11 protein-coding genes are annotated in these 18,681 nt (G+C 60.0%); 2 read left to right on the plus strand and 9 right to left on the minus strand.

What is annotated here, in order from left to right:
- The 9 genes from HMPREF2914_RS33085 to HMPREF2914_RS14860 form a co-directional block, all read right to left on the minus strand.
- A partial coding sequence (locus HMPREF2914_RS33085; protein ID WP_305886914.1) for a calcium-binding protein occupies positions 1–2,054 on the minus strand: 2,054 nt, incomplete at its 3' end.
- A gap of 632 nt (positions 2,055–2,686) precedes the next feature.
- The gene (locus HMPREF2914_RS14825; protein WP_023088925.1) at positions 2,687–4,102 is read right to left on the minus strand and encodes an HlyD family type I secretion periplasmic adaptor subunit; all 1,416 of its coding nucleotides are present in this window, start codon (positions 4,100–4,102) and stop codon (positions 2,687–2,689) included.
- The gene (locus tag HMPREF2914_RS14830; RefSeq protein ID WP_023092108.1) at positions 4,099–6,255 is read right to left on the minus strand and encodes a type I secretion system permease/ATPase; all 2,157 of its coding nucleotides are present in this window, start codon (positions 6,253–6,255) and stop codon (positions 4,099–4,101) included. The genes HMPREF2914_RS14825 and HMPREF2914_RS14830 overlap by 4 nt, the downstream gene beginning before the upstream one ends.
- A gap of 44 nt (positions 6,256–6,299) precedes the next feature.
- The gene (locus tag HMPREF2914_RS14835; protein WP_023088927.1) at positions 6,300–7,526 is read right to left on the minus strand and encodes a glycosyltransferase family 4 protein; all 1,227 of its coding nucleotides are present in this window, start codon (positions 7,524–7,526) and stop codon (positions 6,300–6,302) included.
- Between the two features lie 545 nt (positions 7,527–8,071).
- Positions 8,072–8,539: a hypothetical protein gene (locus tag HMPREF2914_RS14840; protein ID WP_023980779.1), complete on the minus strand. Its 468-nt coding sequence runs from the start codon at positions 8,537–8,539 to the stop codon at positions 8,072–8,074.
- 362 nt (positions 8,540–8,901) lie between these two features.
- Complete coding sequence (locus tag HMPREF2914_RS14845; protein ID WP_023092107.1) at positions 8,902–9,456, minus strand: BRO-N domain-containing protein; 555 nt, start codon at positions 9,454–9,456, stop codon at positions 8,902–8,904.
- 532 nt (positions 9,457–9,988) lie between these two features.
- A complete protein-coding gene (locus HMPREF2914_RS14850) occupies positions 9,989–10,522 on the minus strand; it encodes an REP-associated tyrosine transposase (RefSeq protein WP_009315472.1) in 534 nt (177 codons plus the stop codon).
- Positions 10,523–10,881: 359 nt separating this feature from the next.
- Positions 10,882–12,129, minus strand: a complete 1,248-nt coding sequence (locus HMPREF2914_RS14855; RefSeq protein ID WP_003086547.1) for a ribonucleotide-diphosphate reductase subunit beta — start codon at positions 12,127–12,129, stop codon at positions 10,882–10,884.
- Positions 12,130–12,391: 262 nt separating this feature from the next.
- Positions 12,392–15,283, minus strand: coding sequence for a ribonucleoside-diphosphate reductase subunit alpha (locus tag HMPREF2914_RS14860; protein WP_003082358.1), 2,892 nt, complete (start codon positions 15,281–15,283; stop codon positions 12,392–12,394).
- 732 nt (positions 15,284–16,015) lie between these two features.
- Here HMPREF2914_RS14860 and HMPREF2914_RS14865 point away from each other — a divergent pair.
- Positions 16,016–16,726 (plus strand): winged helix-turn-helix domain-containing protein, encoded by a 711-nt coding sequence (locus HMPREF2914_RS14865; protein ID WP_023092106.1) that lies wholly within the window; start codon positions 16,016–16,018, stop codon positions 16,724–16,726.
- A gap of 83 nt (positions 16,727–16,809) precedes the next feature.
- Positions 16,810–18,426: an ATP-binding protein gene (locus HMPREF2914_RS14870; protein ID WP_003109067.1), complete on the plus strand. Its 1,617-nt coding sequence runs from the start codon at positions 16,810–16,812 to the stop codon at positions 18,424–18,426.
- Positions 18,427–18,681: the final 255 nt, after the last annotated feature.

Genomic DNA, 18,681 nt, shown 5'->3' on the forward strand with positions numbered 1-18,681 from the left:
TCCTCTGCGCGAATGCCGGTACCGAACTCGATGGCATCGACCCTGTTGGCGCTGCTGTCATAGTTGTAGACGGTATCCTGGCCCCAGCCGCGATCAAAGCGGTATATGTCATTACCGGTGTCCCCATGCAGGTAGTCATTACCTGCCCCACCGATCAGTGTATCGTTGCCAAGACCACCGAACAGGGTGTCATTGCCTGTTCCCCCAGACAGAAGATCATTTCCCTGATTCCCATAGAGTGAGTCGTTACCAGCCAATCCGAACAGATAGTCTTGGCCAGAACTGCCTTTTACTAGATCGTTGCCCAGCCCCCCCATCTCCAAGCCAATACCGTTCGCTTCGATCTGCTGGATTTCGCCTGGCGTCAATGTTTGCAATTGAGCTTCAGCCAAAGGTCCTAGCAGACTTGACCCGCCGGTCGAGATTCGCTGTCCCAGGAACTCTAGAAGATCAATCGCTCCATTGACATGGGATTTCTCAAAGTTCTCCTGGAAAAGCTGAAGGACTTTCTCGAAGTTAAGAGAGACCCCTCCTGACTCTAGCGTTAAATCAATCTCTTCTACATATGGTCTGAGACGGGTTTGTAGAAGAAGAGCACTATAAATCGAGTCCTTCAATGCCTGATAGGCAGATTCAAGAAGACTAACCTGGCCAGAGTTAAAGGTCAGATCTTTCTCTGTCAGCGTAATGGTCCCGCCGATCATGATTCCGGACACTGAAAACTGGCTTGCACCAGACTGTAAACTGAATGAAGCTGGCTTGTCTGCAGATCCACTCCCCTCTTTAGGGGAGAAGTTAAAAAAGCTCTGGGCATTGAATATCTCCAGAAGCTTCACTTTTTCCAGAAGCGCCTTTCTTTCCAACTGCTCTTGGGTGGGGCCGTGATCGCCCTCGCTCAGAGAGCCGCTGCTGGTGCTACCGCCACCTGCTGCGAAGCTATCCTGTTCCCAGGACCATCCAAAGGCCACATCGTAGGTCTTGGTGCTCAGGTCAGAGATACGTTGATCGAAGGTTCGATAGTTCGATGTCTTGGCCCACTCGGTCAGTAGGCGATCCAGAAGCAACATCTGCTGGCTACGGGTATCGGCTTGCGCATACTCAGAGAGCGCTGATTTCAACCCGGTATTGAGCATGCTAGCCTCACGCAGGTCCCGGACAGCACCCGAGCCTTTCATATCTGGTAGGCTCTTGGCGGTATCATCCAGCGCAATGCGGTCCGTGTACTCGCGGTAAAATGGATTGGACGCAAGATCAAGATTGCCTGCGAGGCTTTGGTTGCCATTGACAAGACCGCTGGTACCATCACCCCTGCTATAGCTGCCGATTGCGCTGATCAGGTTGCCATTGTTATCCTCGGTGGATTTCTCAATGTCAAGATTGATTGCCGTAATATTGTGACCGTCTAGGCTCTTGAGTTCGTTTGCCTCAGCAATACCGTCCTGGTTCAAGTCCTGCCAGATCTTCAGTTCGCCAAACTGTTCATCCTTGACGTCGAAAATACCGTCACGATTGGAGTCCAGGTCACGCAAGGCATCGAAACCATCGCTGGCTTTCTGGCCATTACTCTTGACGAAGTCCACACCGAACAGTTCACCACCATTATCGATGGTTCCGTTGCCATTGCGGTCCCAGACAAGGAAGCCATCGTCCTTGGCTACCCATCCCGTCCCTGTCTTCAGGCCATCCCCGTCGAAGTCGAAGGTAATCCCTGAGTTGGAGGAAACGGTTTCGAGGCCATCGCCATCAAGGTCCAAAGCAAGTGGATCAACGCGCTGGACAAAGTTAAGGGCAGAGGTAAAGTTTATATTTACAGCATCAAAGATGGGGTCAAGATATGCATTCCGACTCAACCAGTCATTAAGTTCTTCCAGCCCCCACTCGGCCAAGTCCGCAAGAAGATAGTTATAGACGCTTTGGGTAGCTGCTTTATCCATTAAGTACTTTTGAAAGGATTCCTGCTTTTTTAGAGAGTCAAACACTCGATCCAATCCAGTTTTGGTCAAGGCCTTATCTAAAAACCAAAGAGGAATACCAATGCCTGCAAGTTTGGCCAACTCATTGGCAGCATCCCATAGGGCTTGCTCCCTAGTGTCTGGGTCAGTTGTCCTAAGTGCTATATCACCATAGGTGACTATTGAGTTTATCTTGTCCGCGTAGTATGCGAAGAGTCCAATTTTTTGATATGCTGTACTCGCTTCTGCATCCTTACATAAATTGAGATAAGTAAATCATTTATCAGCCACACCATGCCACCTAAGACAAGCCCTCCAATTAAGATCGATAACTCCTTGTTAAGCTCTGGAGTCCTTCTTAAAGACACATTATCCCCCAGCGCACCAACGCCTAAAACGGATAAGCCAAGAAGAAATAAAGCCCTGAAAAAAAGATAAGATACTGCTCCTTTGCTACCCTCTGACGTCCATCCGTTGCCGATAGCTCTGAAAATTATTATTAGCGTATGAAATAAGCAGGAGAGGGAAATGGATAAGATGAGTGCTCGGGCAATATGTCGATCCATATCAAAGCCTATGCGAGAATAAAATCGCCATACAAAATCAGTCGTATCATTCGGGCTAGCCGATGATCTTATTAGAAGAAAGCCACATATAAAATACAGTACCATCACAAAGGTAAGCCATGCCTTATTTTTGTCCATCACGCCTCCCATGAGAAGAAATACCTCTAACTATCTTTCGCCTAAACTTTCGTCCACATACTGCTTCAGCGGACTCAGGAAGTACTCAATGACTTTCCGTTTATCCGTCTTCACTTCCGCGCTCACCGCCATTCCCGGTGTCAAGGGAACCTCCCGATCACCTACGCGTATATGATTCTGCGCGAGCTGTATGCGCAGGCCATAAAGCAAACCTCTTTTCTCATCTTCGATGGCATCTTCGGAAACGCTCAGGACGGTGCCGTGGATGACGCCATACTTGGTGAACGTGAAGGTTTCCACCTTGATTTCCACTTCCTGCCCTGGTCCCACGAAGCCTATGTCCTTGTTCTCCAGCATCGCTTCCACTTCCACCGGCTGGTCCTTGGGAACGATGGCCATCAGGGGCTGGGCCTCGGTGACCACCCCGCCTTGGGTATGGATTGCCAGTTGCTGCACCGTGCCGTCGACCGGCGCGGTCAGGCGAGTCAAACGGTCCCGTTGTTCAGCCTTGAGCAGTTCTTGTGTCAAGGCTGCGGATTTCTGCTGGGACTCATGCTGCAGATCGAGCATCGTGCGCCGGGTCTGGGCAATAATGCTTTCACGGCGTTGTTCAGCCTCCCGACGGGAGGCCTGAAGCTCCAGCAGCTTCGCCTGTTGCACTGCGAGTTCCCGTTCCTGGTCGAGGCGTGACTGCTCCTTTTCCAGCCAGGCATGCTTGGCAACGAAATTGCGTGCCAGCAGACGCTTGTAGTCCTGGGCCAGTTGTTCGGCGATGGGCAAGGTCTTGCGTAGAGAGGCGATCATGGACAGGGCTGCCTGGATTTCCGCACTTCGCTGTTCGATAACGGCTTGCGCCTGATTGATATTGCTGCGTAGTTCCAGGTACTGCCCTTGCATCCAGACCTGTGCGGCGCGTTGCTGCTCCTCGTTGGCCTGAGGTAGTCGCGATGCGATCGAGGCCGGTTCCTGGCCGCCCTCGATCGCCTCCAGCAAAACGGTGGCTCGTGCACTGTCCACCTGCGCGGCCATCAGGTCGCTCTTGAGTCGCTCGACGTCGGCAGTTGTCTGGCTGCCGTCGAGTTCCACCAGGAGGTCGCCGGCTTTTACCTGCTGCCCGTCATAGACATGGATCGCCTTGACCACGGCCACTTCTCTGGGCTGGATGACCTTGGTTTTGCCACTGGGGACGACTTTGCCCTGGGCACTGGCAACCACATCAATCTCGCCCAGGCAAGCCCAGAGTACGGCAAGCGCGAGGAACGCCATGATCGCCCATTTGATGTGGCGCGCCAGAGGGTTGACGGGTTGCTCCTGAAGCGACAGGGCCGCCGGCAGGAACTGTACTTCGTGCGGCAGGCGCGCCGGTGCCTCCATCGTCTGGCGGTTGTGCCAGGCCTGCGTCCAGGCCCGCCGGTAACGTTGCAGCAGTTCACGCCGGGCGTTCATGCGGCGTCCCCTTGCTGTAGGCGATACAACCGAGAGTAGTGCCCGGCCTGGTGGCTCAGCAGTTCGGAATGCGTGCCCTGTTCCACGATTTGCCCACGGTCCATCACGATGATCCGGTGGGCATCGCGCACGGCGCTTAGACGGTGCGCGATGATGATTACCGAGCGTCCCTGGCAGATGGCTTTCATATTCTGTTGGATGACTCGTTCGGACTCGTAATCCAGGGCGCTGGTCGCTTCGTCGAGGATTAGAACCCGAGGGTTGCCGATCAGCGCGCGGGCAATGGCGATGCGCTGTCGCTGTCCTCCGGAAAGGGAGGAGCCGTGCTCTCCCACCAGGGTGTCGTAGCCCTCGGGCAGTTCGAGAATAAACTCATGAGCGCCGGCCAAACGCGCAGCCTGGATCACGACCTCGATCGGTGCGCCGGGATCGGTCAGAGCAATGTTTTCTCGAATGCTGCGATTGAACAGCAGGTTATCCTGCAGCACCACGCCGATCTGCCGACGCAACGAGGATACGTCAGCCAGCGCCAGGTCCATGCCGTCGACCAGCACGCGTCCGCGCTCTGGGACGTACAGGCGCTGGAGCAACCGAGTCAGCGTACTCTTGCCGGACCCGGAGCGACCGACGATACCGATCACCTCTCCGGCCTGGACGGCAAGATTGATGCCGCGCAGCACTTCGGATCCATCCGAGCGATAACGAAAGTGCACTTGGTCGAACTCGATCCGTCCCTTCAAAGGTGGCAAGCTACTGCGCGTCGCCTGGGACAGTTCGGTCTGGCTATTGAGGATGTCTCCCAGACGTTGAACCGAGACGCCGGTCTGCTGAAAGTTGGTCCACAGTTGGGCTAGACGCATGATTGGTTGGGCGACTCGCCCGGCCAACATGTTGAAGGCGATCAGCTGTCCTACCGTCAGTTGTCCTTCTATGACAAGGCGAGCCCCCAGCCACAAGGTGGCTACCGTCACCAGCTTGCCAATCAGTGATACGCCCTCGTTGGCGAAGGTCGACAGGGTCTGGGTCTTGAAGCCGGCCGCCACGTAGCTCGCCAGTTGGTTGTCCCATTTCCGCATGGTCTGCGGTTCCACTGCCATGGCCTTGACCGTATCGATGCCGTTGATGGTCTCGACCAGAAAGGCCTGGTTTTCCGCGCCGCGATTGAAGCTTTCCTGTACCCGGGCTCGCAGCACGGGGGTAATCAACAGAGAGAGTCCGAAATATAAGGGCAAGGACAGCAGCACTACCAATGTGAGCCAGCCGCTGTAGAAGAACATCACGACGATGAACACCACGGAAAACAGCACGTCGAGCAGCAGGGTGATGGCATTGCCGGTCAGGAAGCTGCGAATGTTCTCCAGCTCCCGCACGCGTGCCACCGAGTCGCCCACCCGGCGGGCCTGAAAGTAGGCCAATGGCAGATTCAGCAAGTGACGGAACAGCCGCGCTCCCAGTTCCACGTCGATACGACTGGCAGTATGGGCAAAGACATAACTACGCAAGCCGCTCAGCAGACTTTCGAACAGCATGAGGCCGAGCAGGCCTATGGCGAGAACGTCCAGGGTGGACAGACCGCGATGGACCAGCACCTTGTCCATCACTACCTGGAAGAACAAAGGTGTCAGCAAGGCGAATATCTGCAGCACAAAGGAGGCCACCAGGACTTCGCCCAGCACCTTGCGGTATTTGACGATGGCTGGAATAAACCAAGTGAAGTCGAATCGGGAAAGCTCGGCTGACTGCGATGCTTCCGAGCGAAGCAGCACGAGTTCGCCACTCCAGCGGTTTTCCAGCGCCTCTAAGGTCAGTATCTCTGGGCGTTGCAGCAAAGGATCCTGGATCAGCGCCTTTCCTTGATCGATACGTGCAATGATGAAATATCCATTGTCGTTACCTCGGGCAATCGCCGGAAGCGGTGTGCGCGCCAGTCGGTCCGGCCGACTGCGTACCGACCGGGCTTTCAGCCCAAGCTTGCGCGCTGCCAGCAGAAGCTCGGGAGTGCCGAACTCCCCGCCAGTTGGGATGAACTCATGAGCCAACTGCTCGGGTGAGGCGGCCACCTGATGAAAGCGTGCCAGCATGAGCAGGCAGGCCAAGCCACTGTCGAGGGCCGGAGGCTCAACCGTCTTGTTTTCAGGAGAGTCTTCACGCATGGAGTGTCCTTGCTTCGATAATTGCGTTCCGGATTCGGAATCGTTCAGGCCGGTGTAGGAGCAGATAGCGCCATGGCGTCCGCCAGCAGTTGGTGATAAGCCCGCAAGCCGTTGCTGACGCTGTAGCGTTGCGCGGTCAGGCGTGCTTCCTTGCGAAGTCCGGTTTGCTTCTGGGGGGCAGCGAGGAGGGCGAGTACTTGTGCGGCGATAGCATCAGGCGCAAAGAAGTCCACCAGATGGCCGTTGATGCCATCGCGAATGACCTCACGGACGGGCGCCGTATCGGATCCTACGATGGCACAGCCAGTAGCCATGGCTTCAAGCAGCGACCACGACAATACGAAGGGGTATGTCAGATACACATGGGCCGCTGAAATCTGAAGCACTTTCCGGTGGACGGAGTAGGGGACTTTGCCAAGAAAGTGAACCCTGCGGGCATCGATCTCCACTTCCGACAGCAATTTGTTCCGCCAGTTGGGGGCATCCTTGGGGCGGGGGCTGTAGCTGGACTGATCTCCCCCCACCACCACCACCTGCGCCTGCGGATGCCCTGCCAGAATTGCCGGAAGCGCCCGCATGAAGCTATGGAAGCCCCGATGGGGCTCAAGGTTGCGCGCCACATAGGTCACCACGGGCTGTCCCGCCCTGAGTGTCCGCCCATCGGGAAGCGTGAGGTTCGCCTGGGGATCGGGAAGCAACTCATCCGAGGGGATTCCCTCGTGCGCCACACGGATCTTGTCGTGATAGATCGAAGGGTGCAGCGAGTGCTGCCAGTGTGTAGGGGTGATGCCCAGATCGCATTGTTCGAGATTAAGCAGATGCTGGCTGTTACGCAGGCGTAAACGCGAGGCATCGTCCAGGCCAAGAGGGAATTGTGGATCGAAGTCCGCATCGGCTCCTTTGGCGTGGTAGTAGTATTCACAGAAATGGATCAGCGGTACGTGGGGGTATATGTCTTTGGCGAAAAGCGACTCCCCCCAACCGGGATGGGCCAATATGACATCCGGTCGATACCCTTTACTGCGCAGATTCAATAGCAGCCGAGCGACCTGCTGTCCATGCAGGACCGCATCTTCGAAGGATTTCAGATAGCCATGCGTCTGTGGGGCTGATTCCCGTGCAGGTCGATAGCGCACCAGAGGAACTCCCGGAAGGCCTGGAGCGCTATCTCTTCCGATAGCCAAGACTCGATGCAGTTGAGACCTTGACAGGTCCTGAGCGATGTAGCGGAACTGGCCTGGAAAATTCTGGTGGATCAAAAGGAGGTTCATGGGACCTCCTCAAGCGGTGAAGCAACTGGTGAGTTTTCATTCTCTTGAGCGCGGCTCGTGGGCATGGAGAAAACACCACGAGTCCACATGGAAACAGCCAATGGCATGCATTCCCATCCTTGGGTCACTGGGGGAGCAACAGCTTGTTCCTAGGAAATAAATGAATCTTGTTCAGGACTCATTCAGGTTTAAGGAACTTCAACCTATTTCATGGCTTTTTGTCATCATCTCATAGAGAGGAATGTGACGTGCTTCTCTCATCTCGGTGTGGCGTGCCGGAAATCAGACGCAGCGTCTTTCATCTTGTCAGCCTCAACTCCGTTCGAGGCCGGTGTTTGTCTTAGGCCCGGAACAGCGGGCGTGGGCTGTCGAGGAGTTGGGGGCAGTCGGAGAGGGGGATCCAGCTCTTGCCTTGCCGGTGCAGGGTGTCGATCTCGGCGGTCTGCCAGCGCGGAGCGCAAGGCCCGGTGGTGGGTGAAACGACTAGGATGGAGGTGCGGTGAGAACCGTTGGAGAATTGCCCCCTGGCGAGTTGGCTGTCGTACTCACCTCTTAAACTTCAGGATGATTGACGCAAGCAAATCACTCACTGTCCAAACCACTCCTCCCAGAATAGAAGCTCCCAGCAGAATCGATAGTTCCTTGCTGAATGAAGAAGCTCTCCTTGCGGATATATTGTCTCCCATCGCCCCAATACCCAGAATGCAAAGGCCAAGGTAAAACAGCGCTCTGAGGAAGAGATACTGCTCATGCCCCCTGAGAACCTTTGGTAGCCCTCCATTGGTGATATAAGTTGTGAGTATTATTAATGCGTGGGCCAAGCATGAAAGACTCAGAGAGAGTATGACAGCTCGCACAATGTCTCGACTCATATCGAAACCAATGCTGCTGTAGAACTTCCATACGCTTTCAACGAAGGGGGGCAGGCTGATCGGAGACCTTATCAAGAGTATTCCACTGAGCAGATAAAGCGCTGCTACAGCGATAACGCACCACTTCTTGTCGCTCACCATGTTCCTCTCATTAGTCGAATAGCGTTTCTGGTGAGCCATTCAAGTGGACTTCCAGTGGTCTTTGTGTCGCTCTGCGGGCCTTTGCCATCACTGCTTACAATAAAATGTGATCTAGATCTCTATTGGTGGTGGCATAAGTTTCAGTAAGTGCTCCGGCCGCTTGTCTGGTAACCAGACGATTCGAACGAGGGGCTTTGGAAGGACCTTGGCTTTGGTATTTCTGCGGGGCCCTGGGTAGCAACAGGGCTTGGAAATTCAGTCCTGGGATCTGTACAGACGAGCGTGCCGGGGCATTGGGGAAAGGTTGCCAAAGGTCGTGCTGTTGTTACAAGCCCTGACTCCTTTCAGGGCGTATGACGGGGTCAGGCCCGGATCAGCGGGCGTGGGCTGTCGAGGAGGTGGGGGCAGTCGGAGAGGGGGATCCAGGTCTTGCCTTGCCAGTGCAGGGTGTCGATCTCGGCGGTTTTCCAGTGCAGCACGGCGCGCTGGGGCGTGGCGTTGGGGCGGGACTGGCTGCGCAGGCGTGGCAGCACCGAGCCGCTGACCCAACGGCGCAAACTCCGTGCCGCGCCAGGCACTGCGAGCCAGAGCAGAGCGTAGAGCCCGGACTCGCTGACCAGGCAGTCCTGGCGTGGCCCGTGGCGTTCGTCATGGAGCCAGGCGAGCCGCCACTGATCGGCATCCAGGTGCCGTTCCAGTGCATGGCAGAGGGCGAACAAGCGCTCGCGCTGCTCCGCCGTCGCCAGCGGCCACGGCGCCTCGTCACACAACGCCGCCGGCGCCCGACCGCCCAGGTAACGGCCCAGCAGCCGTACCAGGTCGGAGAGCACGAACCAGCCTTCCTCATCCAGCAGCACGGCGTGCAGGACCCGATGGTGGTGGGTGAAACGGCTGGGTTGGAGGAGGGTGTCAGACATGGCGCACCTCCGGGGAGGTGGTGTTGGTGTCGTGCCGCGAGGGGATGAATGGGGTGGGTTGAAAAACGAATGGCATACGCATTTCCTCAATGGAATACACCGCTACTTTCGGGAGCGGTTTGCCGCTGGGTGGTATGCGTTCTTAGCGCCGAAGAATGATTATGGAGCGCACCGATAGCGGTCAACGGTAGGGCGAATAACTGCAAAGCAGTTATCCGCCGATTCTCTGAAGCCATTGCTTGTACATCGACTTGACGAAGTTCTTTCAATCCCCCGATGCTCGGGCGTTACAGGAAAATCCTGTGTAGTTGCGGATAACGCTTCGCGTTATTCGCCCTCCCTCTTCCAGAGAAACATCCGACGCTCCGGTCCGCCCCATCAGGAGGCCGAGCGGAATCGTCGTGTAGGAGGTCGAATGCAGGGGCAAGCGCTTTGGTTACTTTCTCGGGGCTGGCCATCCTGCGAGGCCGAGAAAAAGACTTGGTAGCCGGGGTAGAGCGAGTAACGGCACAGCCGTTATCCGCCAGCAGACTCAAACCCGCTCCGCCGCTCGGACCTCCAAGGAAGGATCACCGGCCCAATCCTCGGGATAAAGCCCTTCAGCCACGGCCCGGTGGAAGGTGGAGAAGGGCCAATCCTTGACCGCCGTAACCAGCCCGTGTTTCACAGGGTTGAGATGGATGTAGTCGAAATGGCGCCGGTAGTCCGTGTCATTGCGAATCAGGTGTTCCCAGTAGCGCTGTTGCCAGATGGCGCGTTGTCCTCGCCGCCGTTGCGCGAGGGTACGTGATTCGTGGCAGGGGATGCGTCGGGCGAAGCCGGACTTGATGACCTTCCAGCGGGTGGCGAAATCGGCGTCGTCGGGCGGCAGGGTCCAGAGGCAATGCATGTGCTCCGGCAGCACGACCCAGGCATCGATGCGGAAGGGGTGCCGGCGCCTGGTCTGGGCGACCACGCGGCGCAGCAGGTCGATTTCGCGGGTCAGCAGGTTGGAGCGGCGGTCATGCAGGGTGACTGTGAAGAAATAGGTGCCGCCGGGGACCCAGGTTCGTCGGTAGCTTGGCATTGGGGATCGTCCGTGTATCCAGAAGGATTTCGGAGCGTACCGTGGCCAGCCGGCGGATAACGCTGCGCGTTACTCGCCCTACGGAGATTTCAGATTGAGCGAATGGTTGGGCATGTTTTTATTTCTTGTTTTCTAGGGCTGTTTGACAGTCCTCAAATAGTCTGTCGATGGTGTCTTGGGGATAGTGAGCTTGGCACATATCTTCTATTTGATTTGGTGGATTAACTTGCTGAACACCTTGGGTTTTTATTTCTCTTTAATGAAGAACCCCGCACAAGGCGGGGCTCTTTATCTCTACCACTGTCCCGAAATCCCTTTCCGGCGACAGCGTCTAACGGTCTTGACCTAAATCGAGAATCTCAATCCCAGCTCAGTGCTCCGCCCGTCTGGTACTCGATAACCCGCGTCTCGAAGAAGTTCTTCTCCTTCTTCAGGTCCATGATCTCCGACATCCACGGGAACGGGTTGGTGGTCCCCGGATACTCTTCCTTCAGGCCGATCTGGGTCAGGCGCCGGTTGGCGATGAACTTCAGGTAGTCCTCCATCATCGCCGCGTTCATCCCCAGCACCCCGCGCGGCATGGTGTCGCGCGCGTATTCGATCTCCAGCTGGGTGCCCTGGAGGATCATCTGGGTCGCCTCGTCCTTCATCTGGGCGTCCCACAGGTGCGGGTTCTCGATCTTGATCTGGTTGATCACGTCGATACCGAAGTTCAGGTGCATCGACTCGTCGCGGAGGATGTACTGGAACTGCTCGGCGGTGCCGGTCATCTTGTTGCGGCGGCCCATGGAGAGGATCTGGGTGAAGCCGCAGTAGAAGAAGATGCCTTCCAGCACGCAGTAGTAGGCGATCAGGTTGCGCAGGAACTGGCGGTCGGTTTCCGGGGTGCCGGTCTGGAACATCGGGTCGGAGATCGAGCGGGTGTACTTCAGGCCCCAGGAGGCCTTCTTCGCCACGCTGGGGATCTCGTGGTACATGTTGAAGATCTCGCCCTCGTCCATGCCCAGCGACTCGATGCAGTACTGGTAGGCGTGGGTGTGGATCGCCTCTTCGAAGGCCTGGCGCAGGATGTACTGGCGGCACTCGGGGTTGGTGATCAGGCGGTACACGGCCAGCACCAGGTTGTTGGCGACCAGGGAGTCGGCGGTGGAGAAGAAGCCGAGGTTGCGCATGACGATGCGCCGCTCGTCTTCGCTGAGGCCGTCCTTGCTCTTCCACAGGGCGATGTCGGCGTTCATGTTGACTTCCTGCGGCATCCAGTGGTTGGCGCAACCATCCAGATACTTCTGCCAGGCCCAGTCGTACTTGAAGGGAACGAGCTGGTTGAGGTCGGCGCGGGCGTTGATCATCTGCTTGTCGCCGACCTGCACGCGCGCGGCGGAGCCTTCGAGGTCGTCCAGGCCTTCCTGGATGTCGAGGTCGTTCAGGGCCTTCTTGGCGCGGGCGACAGCGTCGGAGTCGTCGGCGGAAACGGCGCGCGCTTCTTCCACCGAGCCGGCGGCTTCGTCGTCCAGCTTGTCATGGCCCTGGGCAACGGCCTGGGCGGCGGCGGGCGCGGCCTTGGCTTCGGTCGGGTCTTCTTTGTCGAATTCGTCCCAGCTCAGCATCTTGCTCTCTCCTGGTCTGGCGGCCGTCTCGGCGGCCTGGATATGGGGCGTGAGGTGCACGCGAAAGCGGTGGTCCGGCACGGTCTGGCCGGGCCGTTCTTCTCCCCGGAGGGAAGAAGGGGATTGTTCCTGGCCCTGGCGAGGGGCCTTGCGCTGCCAGCGTGGCGCTGGACGAGCGACCGTCAGGCGCCGGGCAAGCCGGACTCACGGGAGGAGTCCGGCTTACCCGGCCACGACACGGACGCCGTTCAGCGACGCGCGATCACTGGCAGGCTTCGCAGTCGGGGTTGTCGATGCTGCATGCCTGCGGCACCGGCGCCGGCTTCGGCTCGGCGGCCGGGGCGGCTTGCAGGCCGTCGTTGCCACCGGCCGACACGGCGTTGAGCTTGCCGGTGTTGATGGTGGACTTCTCGGTGCTGGTGGCGGCCAGGGCACGGAGGTAGTAGGTGGTCTTCAGGCCGCGGAACCAGGCCATGCGGTAGGTCACGTCGAGCTTCTTGCCCGAGGCGCCGGCGATGTACAGGTTCAGCGACTGGGCCTGGTCGATCCACTTCTGGCGACGGCTGGCGGCTTCGACGATCCAGCGGGTCTCGACTTCGAACGCGGTGGCGTAGAGGTCCTTGAGGTCCTGCGGGATGCGCTCGATCTGCTGCACGGAACCGTCGTAGTACTTCAGGTCGTTGACCATGACCGGGTCCCACAGGCCGCGGGCCTTGAGGTCGCGCACCAGGTAGGGGTTGATCACGGTGAACTCGCCGGAGAGGTTCGACTTCACGTACAGGTTCTGGTAGGTCGGCTCGATCGACTGCGAGACGCCGGTGATGTTGGCGATGGTCGCGGTCGGCGCGATGGCCATGATGTTCGAGTTGCGGATGCCTTTCTGTACGCGCTCGCGCAGCGGTGCCCAGTCGAGGGTTTCCGACAGGTCGACTTCGATGTACTTGGCGCCGCGCTCTTCGATCAGCTTCTTCTCCGAGTCGATCGGCAGGATGCCTTGCGACCACAGCGAGCCCTGGAAGGTCTGGTAGGCGCCGCGCTCGTCGGCCAGGTCGCAGGAAGCCTGGATCGCGTAGTAGCTGATGGCTTCCATGGACTGGTCGGCGAAGGCGATGGCCGCGTCCGAACCGTAGGGGATGTGCTGCAGGTACAGGGCGTCCTGGAAGCCCATGATGCCCAGGCCGACCGGACGGTGCTTGAAGTTGGAGTTCTGCGCCTGCGGGACCGAGTAGTAGTTGATGTCGATGACGTTATCGAGCATGCGTACCGCGGTCTTGACGGTCTTCTCCAGCTTGGCGGTGTCCAGCTTGCCGTCGACGATGTGGTTGACCAGGTTGATCGAGCCCAGGTTGCAGACGGCGATCTCGTCCTTGTTGGTGTTCAGGGTGATCTCGGTGCAGAGGTTCGAGCTGTGCACCACGCCCACGTGCTGCTGCGGGCTGCGCAGGTTGCACGGGTCCTTGAAGGTCAGCCACGGGTGGCCGGTCTCGAATAGCATGGAGAGCATCTTGCGCCACAGGTCCTTGGCCTGGACGACCTTGTGCAGCTTCAGCTTGCCGTAGCTGGCCAGGGCCTCGTAGTACTCGTAGCGCTCCTCGAAGGCCTTGCCGTAGAGGTCGTGCAGGTCGGGGACGTCGGACGGCGAGAAGAGGGTCCAGGAGCCGTCGTCGAAGACGCGCTTCATGAACAGGTCGGGGATCCAGTTGGCGGTGTTCATGTCGTGGGTACGACGACGGTCGTCACCGGTGTTCTTGCGCAGCTCGAGGAATTCCTCGATGTCCAGGTGCCAGGTCTCCAGGTAGGCGCAGACCGCGCCCTTGCGCTTGCCGCCCTGGTTGACCGCGACCGCGGTGTCGTTGACCACTTTCAGGAAGGGCACGACGCCCTGGGACTTGCCGTTGGTACCCTTGATGTAGGAGCCCAGCGCGCGCACCGGGGTCCAGTCGTTGCCCAGGCCGCCGGCGAATTTCGACAGCATGGCGTTGTCGTGGATGGCGCCGTAGATGCCCGACAGGTCGTCCGGCACGGTGGTCAGGTAGCAGCTGGAGAGCTGCGGACGCAGGGTGCCGGCGTTGAACAGGGTGGGGGTGGAACTCATGTAGTCGAAGGACGACAGCAGGTTGTAGAACTCGATGGCGCGTGCCTCGCGGTCCTTCTCCTCGATGGCCAGGCCCATGGCCACGCGCATGAAGAAGATCTGCGGCAGTTCGAAGCGGATGCCGTCCTTGTGGATGAAGTAGCGGTCGTACAGGGTCTGCAGGCCGAGGTAGGTGAACTGCTGGTCGCGCTCGTGATCGATGGCCTTGCCCAGTTTCTCCAGGTCGAATTCCTTCAGCTTGGCATCGACCAGCTCGAACTCGGCGCCTTTCTCGATGTAGGCCGGCAGGGCCTTGGCGTACAGCTCGGCCATTTCGTGATGGGTGGCGCTCTCGGCCACGCCGAGGAAGCCCAGGGCTTCGGCGCGCAGGGTGTCCATCAGCAGGCGGGCGGTGACGTAGGAGTAGTTCGGCTCGCGCTCGACCAGGGTGCGCGCGGTCATCACCAGGGCGGTGTTGACGTCCTTCTCGGCGACGCCATCGTAGAGGTTCTTCAGGGTCTCGCGCTCGATCAGCGCGCCGTCCACCTCGGCCAGGCCTTCGCAGGCTTCGCTGATGATGGTGTTCAGGCGGCCCATGTCCAGCGGCGACAGGCTGCCGTCGGCGCGGGTGATGCGGATGCTCGGGTGCGGCTGGGCGACGTCGCTGGCGGCGCCGGCGTTCTTGCGCTCGGCGGCGCGGGCTTCGCGGTAGATCACGTAGTCGCGGGCGACCTTCTGCTCGCCGGCGCGCATCAGGGCCAGTTCGACCTGGTCCTGGATCTCTTCGATGTGGATGGTGCCGCCGGACGGCATGCGGCGCTTGAAGGTGGCGGTGACCTGCTCGGTCAGGCGGCGCACGGTGTCATGGATACGCGACGAGGCGGCGGCGGTGCCGCCTTCCACGGCGAGGAACGCCTTGGTGATGGCCACGGTGATCTTGTCATCGGTGTAGGGGACTACGGTGCCGTTGCGCTTGATCACGCGCAGCTGGCCCGGCGCGGTGGCGGCCAGATCCTGCGACGAATCGGCGGCCTGCGGCGCGCTGGCCTGCGGGTTCTCGCGTGTGGTGTCGGTATGCATGGGTGGGTATCTCCACGTTCTCGTAATGGTTTTGCTAGCGGGCGCCGGGGCGCCCATTCCCTTGAATCGATAAAGAGCCGGGCAGCCGGCCTTGCGGCGGCTGCTTCATTCGAATGCTGAGGGTGGGGACTGTGCGTGCCTCCCTGGCCCTGGCGGGTTCGTGGCGTTTTGCCGTCGAACACAATACCTAGTGGTGTTGACTGTCTGTTTACAGCGTCCGTTGCAACACCCGTACCGCTTTTCCATCGTCATGAAGGGCTCCTTGCGGTGAGCGCCGTCGATGCTTTCAGTACGTCTGGAAAATGCTTTTTTGCGGAGCCGCCGGAGCCATCAGAGTGGTCCGTGCGCGGTTGGTTCCGTTGTAGCCGTTCGTGCGCTCGAAACCCAAGATATAGGGGGTGGCGACGATGGGGATACAAGATAATGCGCTAATGGGGTGTTTGCAAGGTGACAGTCTGGGGGAAACCTGTGGATAAAGTGTGGGTCTTCTGTGCGTGAGTCCTAGGAAGCGTCCGTAGGCCGCGGCAGCGCTGGAGAATGCCATTCGTCGCCCTCGGAAAGCACCGGCGCAGACCTACTCCCCAATCTTTCGGGGCGCGCACCCTACCCACAATATGTAGTGTTTGCAAGATGTTCCTCGCGTGCTGCCGCGCGGCCCCCGTATTGGCTACAATGCGGGCCGCTCTGAGGGGGCCGCGCGGCGGCTCCGGGACCGCGATACGAGGAGGCTGTGTGGAGCAAGAAGCCTGGCGCATCCTGATCGTCGAGGACGATGGACGTCTGGCCGAGCTGACCCGGGAATACCTGGAAGGCAACGGCCTGAAGGTCGACATCGAAGCCAACGGCGCACTGGCGGCGGCGCGTATCCTCGCCGAACGCCCGGACCTGGTGGTGCTCGACCTGATGCTGCCGGGCGAGGACGGTCTGTCCATCTGCCGCCAGGTGCGTCCGCAGTTCGACGGTCCGATCCTGATGCTCACCGCGCGCACCGACGACATGGACGAGGTGCTCGGCCTGGAGATGGGCGCCGACGACTACGTGTGCAAGCCGGTGCGCCCGCGTGTGCTGCTGGCGCGCATCCGTGCCCTGTTGCGGCGCAGCGAGGCGCCGGAAGCGGGCGCCCAGGCGGCGGACAGCAAACGCCTGGCGTTCGGTCGCCTGGTGATCGACAACGCGATGCGCGAGGCCTGGCTGGACGGGACCACCATCGAGCTGACCAGCGCTGAGTTCGACCTGCTCTGGCTGCTGGCGGCGAACGCCGGGCGGATTCTCTCCCGCGAGGAGATCTTCAACGCCCTGCGCGGCATCGAGTACGACGGCCAGGACCGCTCCATCGACGTGCGCATCTCGCGGATCCGCCCGAAGATCGGCGACGACCCGATGCACCCGCGGCTGATCAAGACCGTGCGCAGCAAGGGCTACCTGTTCGTCGGCGAGGGCTGAGGCGCTTTTTTCCTTCGGGCCGGGGCGCGGGCGTCCCGGTCGGCCAGAATCAACAGCAGCGGACAGCGGCCGGGGGCTCGCCGATGAAATCCATCTTCCTGCGCATCTATGGCGGCATGCTCCTGGCCCTGCTGCTGGTCAGCGGCCTGGGCCTGCTCGGCCTGCACTGGATCAACGAGGTGCGCGGCGAGCACTACCGCGAGGAGCTGGCGCGCGGCACCTTCCGCCTGATGGCCGACAACCTGCAACCGATGACCGCCACCGAGCGCAAGCGCGCCCTGGCGCAGTGGAGCCGCTTGCTGGGGATTCCCCTGCAACTGCGCGGGCTGGATGAGCTGCGGATGGATGGACGCAGCCGCGCGCGCCTGATGAACGGCCAGGTGCTGGTGAAGCAGACCGCCGAGCACGCCGTCACCGTCTATACCCAGGCCAGCGCCGCCGAGAACCTGGTGCTCAGCGGCGAGGTGCAGCAGGTCAGCGAGCAACTGGCGCGGGCCACGGTCTATCTGCTGATGGACGAACTGGTGCGCTACCCGGCCAGCGAACAGCCTTACCACCTGGCGCGGATCGTCCGCGACAAGCGCTTCGGCTTCCCGGTGCACCTGCTCCAGGTCAAGGAACTGGACCTCGACGACGACCAGCGCCGGCGGGTGGTGGAGGGCGACACGGTGATGGCGCTGGGCAAGGACGGCGACTCGATCCGCATCTTCGCCGGCATCCTCGACACGCCCTGGGTGCTGGAGCTGGGCCCACTGTTCCAGATGAACCTCTATCCGCCGCAGCTGCTGTTGCTGCTCGGCGCGCTGTGCCTGAGCTTCATCGGCCTGATCACCTACCTGCTGGTGCGTCGTCTGGAGCAGCGCCTGCGCAGCCTGGAGGCGGCCGCCACGCGGATCGCCCGCGGCAGTCTGGATACCCGCGTCGAGGTGCGCGGCGGCGACTCGGTGGGACGCCTGGGCGCGGCCTTCAACCATATGGCCGAGCACATCCACCGGCTGCTGACGGTGCAGCGCGAGATGGTTCGCGCGGTGTCCCACGAGCTGCGCACGCCGGTGGCGCGGTTGCGCTTCGGCCTGGAGATGATCGAGACCGCCGAGACCGACGGCGCCCGCCTGAAGTACCTGGAGGGCATGGACAACGATATCCAGGACCTCGACAAGCTGGTCGACGAGATGCTCACCTACGCGCGCCTGGAACAGGGCTCGCCGCCGCTGACCTACCAGCGCCTGGAGCTGGGCGTGCTGGTGCGCCAGGTGGTGGAGGAGATCGCCCCGCTGCGCCGCGAGGTGCTGGTCAGTTGCGAGGAGGGCGCGCTGGTGCCTGAGGAGCTGGGCAGTTGGATCGAGGCCGAGCCGCGCTACCTGCATCGGGCCTTGCAGAACCTGCTGACCAATGCGCTGCGGCATGCCGATCGTCGGGTCAGGATCAGCTACCGGGTCAGCCTGGAGCGTTGCCGGGTGGATGTCGAGGACGACGGGCCGGGGGTGCCGGAGGCGCAATGGGAGCGGCTCTTTACGCCATTCCTACGCCTGGACGATAGCCGGACCCGTGCTTCCGGCGGGCATGGCCTGGGACTGTCCATCGTCCGGCGGATCGTCTACTGGCATGGCGGCCGGGCCTCCATCGGCCGCAGCGAGACTCTGGGCGGCGCCTGCTTCACCCTGGCCTGGCCGCGCAAGGCAGGTCTGCGCGACCGCTGAAAAGTTGACGGAAATATGGCGGCTAGCTATCTGCAAGTGCTTGCGCAGACGTATTCCAGGCGTAGCGAAAACATATCGAAAGGCCAGTCCCGCCGGGCGTGGCGGGTATTCCGCCAGGGGCTAAAAAAGTCCTTTTCAGTTGGACTCGTTTGTTTATACTCCGGGACGCGGTGGCTAGTGGAACGCCATTCGAAATGCCCGCTCCAACGGCATTTTGCCGGGGTCGGATAACAAGAACAGCGTTGCGCAGCCGAA

It is taken from the genome of Pseudomonas sp. HMSC067G02 (genome assembly GCF_001813485.1).
GTDB lineage: Bacteria > Pseudomonadota > Gammaproteobacteria > Pseudomonadales > Pseudomonadaceae > Pseudomonas > Pseudomonas aeruginosa.

Bases quoted from the DNA above. Each gene is read 5' to 3' on its own strand.
- HMPREF2914_RS14825 (WP_023088925.1), bottom strand. From the start codon at position 4,102: ATGAACGCCCGGCGTGAACTGCTGCAACGTTACCGGCGGGCCTGGACG.
- HMPREF2914_RS14830 (WP_023092108.1), bottom strand. From the start codon at position 6,255: ATGCGTGAAGACTCTCCTGAAAACAAGACGGTTGAGCCTCCGGCCCTC.
- HMPREF2914_RS14835 (WP_023088927.1), bottom strand. From the start codon at position 7,526: ATGAACCTCCTTTTGATCCACCAGAATTTTCCAGGCCAGTTCCGCTAC.
- HMPREF2914_RS14840 (WP_023980779.1), bottom strand. From the start codon at position 8,539: ATGGTGAGCGACAAGAAGTGGTGCGTTATCGCTGTAGCAGCGCTTTAT.
- HMPREF2914_RS14845 (WP_023092107.1), bottom strand. From the start codon at position 9,456: ATGTCTGACACCCTCCTCCAACCCAGCCGTTTCACCCACCACCATCGG.
- HMPREF2914_RS14850 (WP_009315472.1), bottom strand. From the start codon at position 10,522: ATGCCAAGCTACCGACGAACCTGGGTCCCCGGCGGCACCTATTTCTTC.
- HMPREF2914_RS14855 (WP_003086547.1), bottom strand. From the start codon at position 12,129: ATGCTGAGCTGGGACGAATTCGACAAAGAAGACCCGACCGAAGCCAAG.
- HMPREF2914_RS14860 (WP_003082358.1), bottom strand. From the start codon at position 15,283: ATGCATACCGACACCACACGCGAGAACCCGCAGGCCAGCGCGCCGCAG.
- HMPREF2914_RS14870 (WP_003109067.1), top strand. From the start codon at position 16,810: ATGAAATCCATCTTCCTGCGCATCTATGGCGGCATGCTCCTGGCCCTG.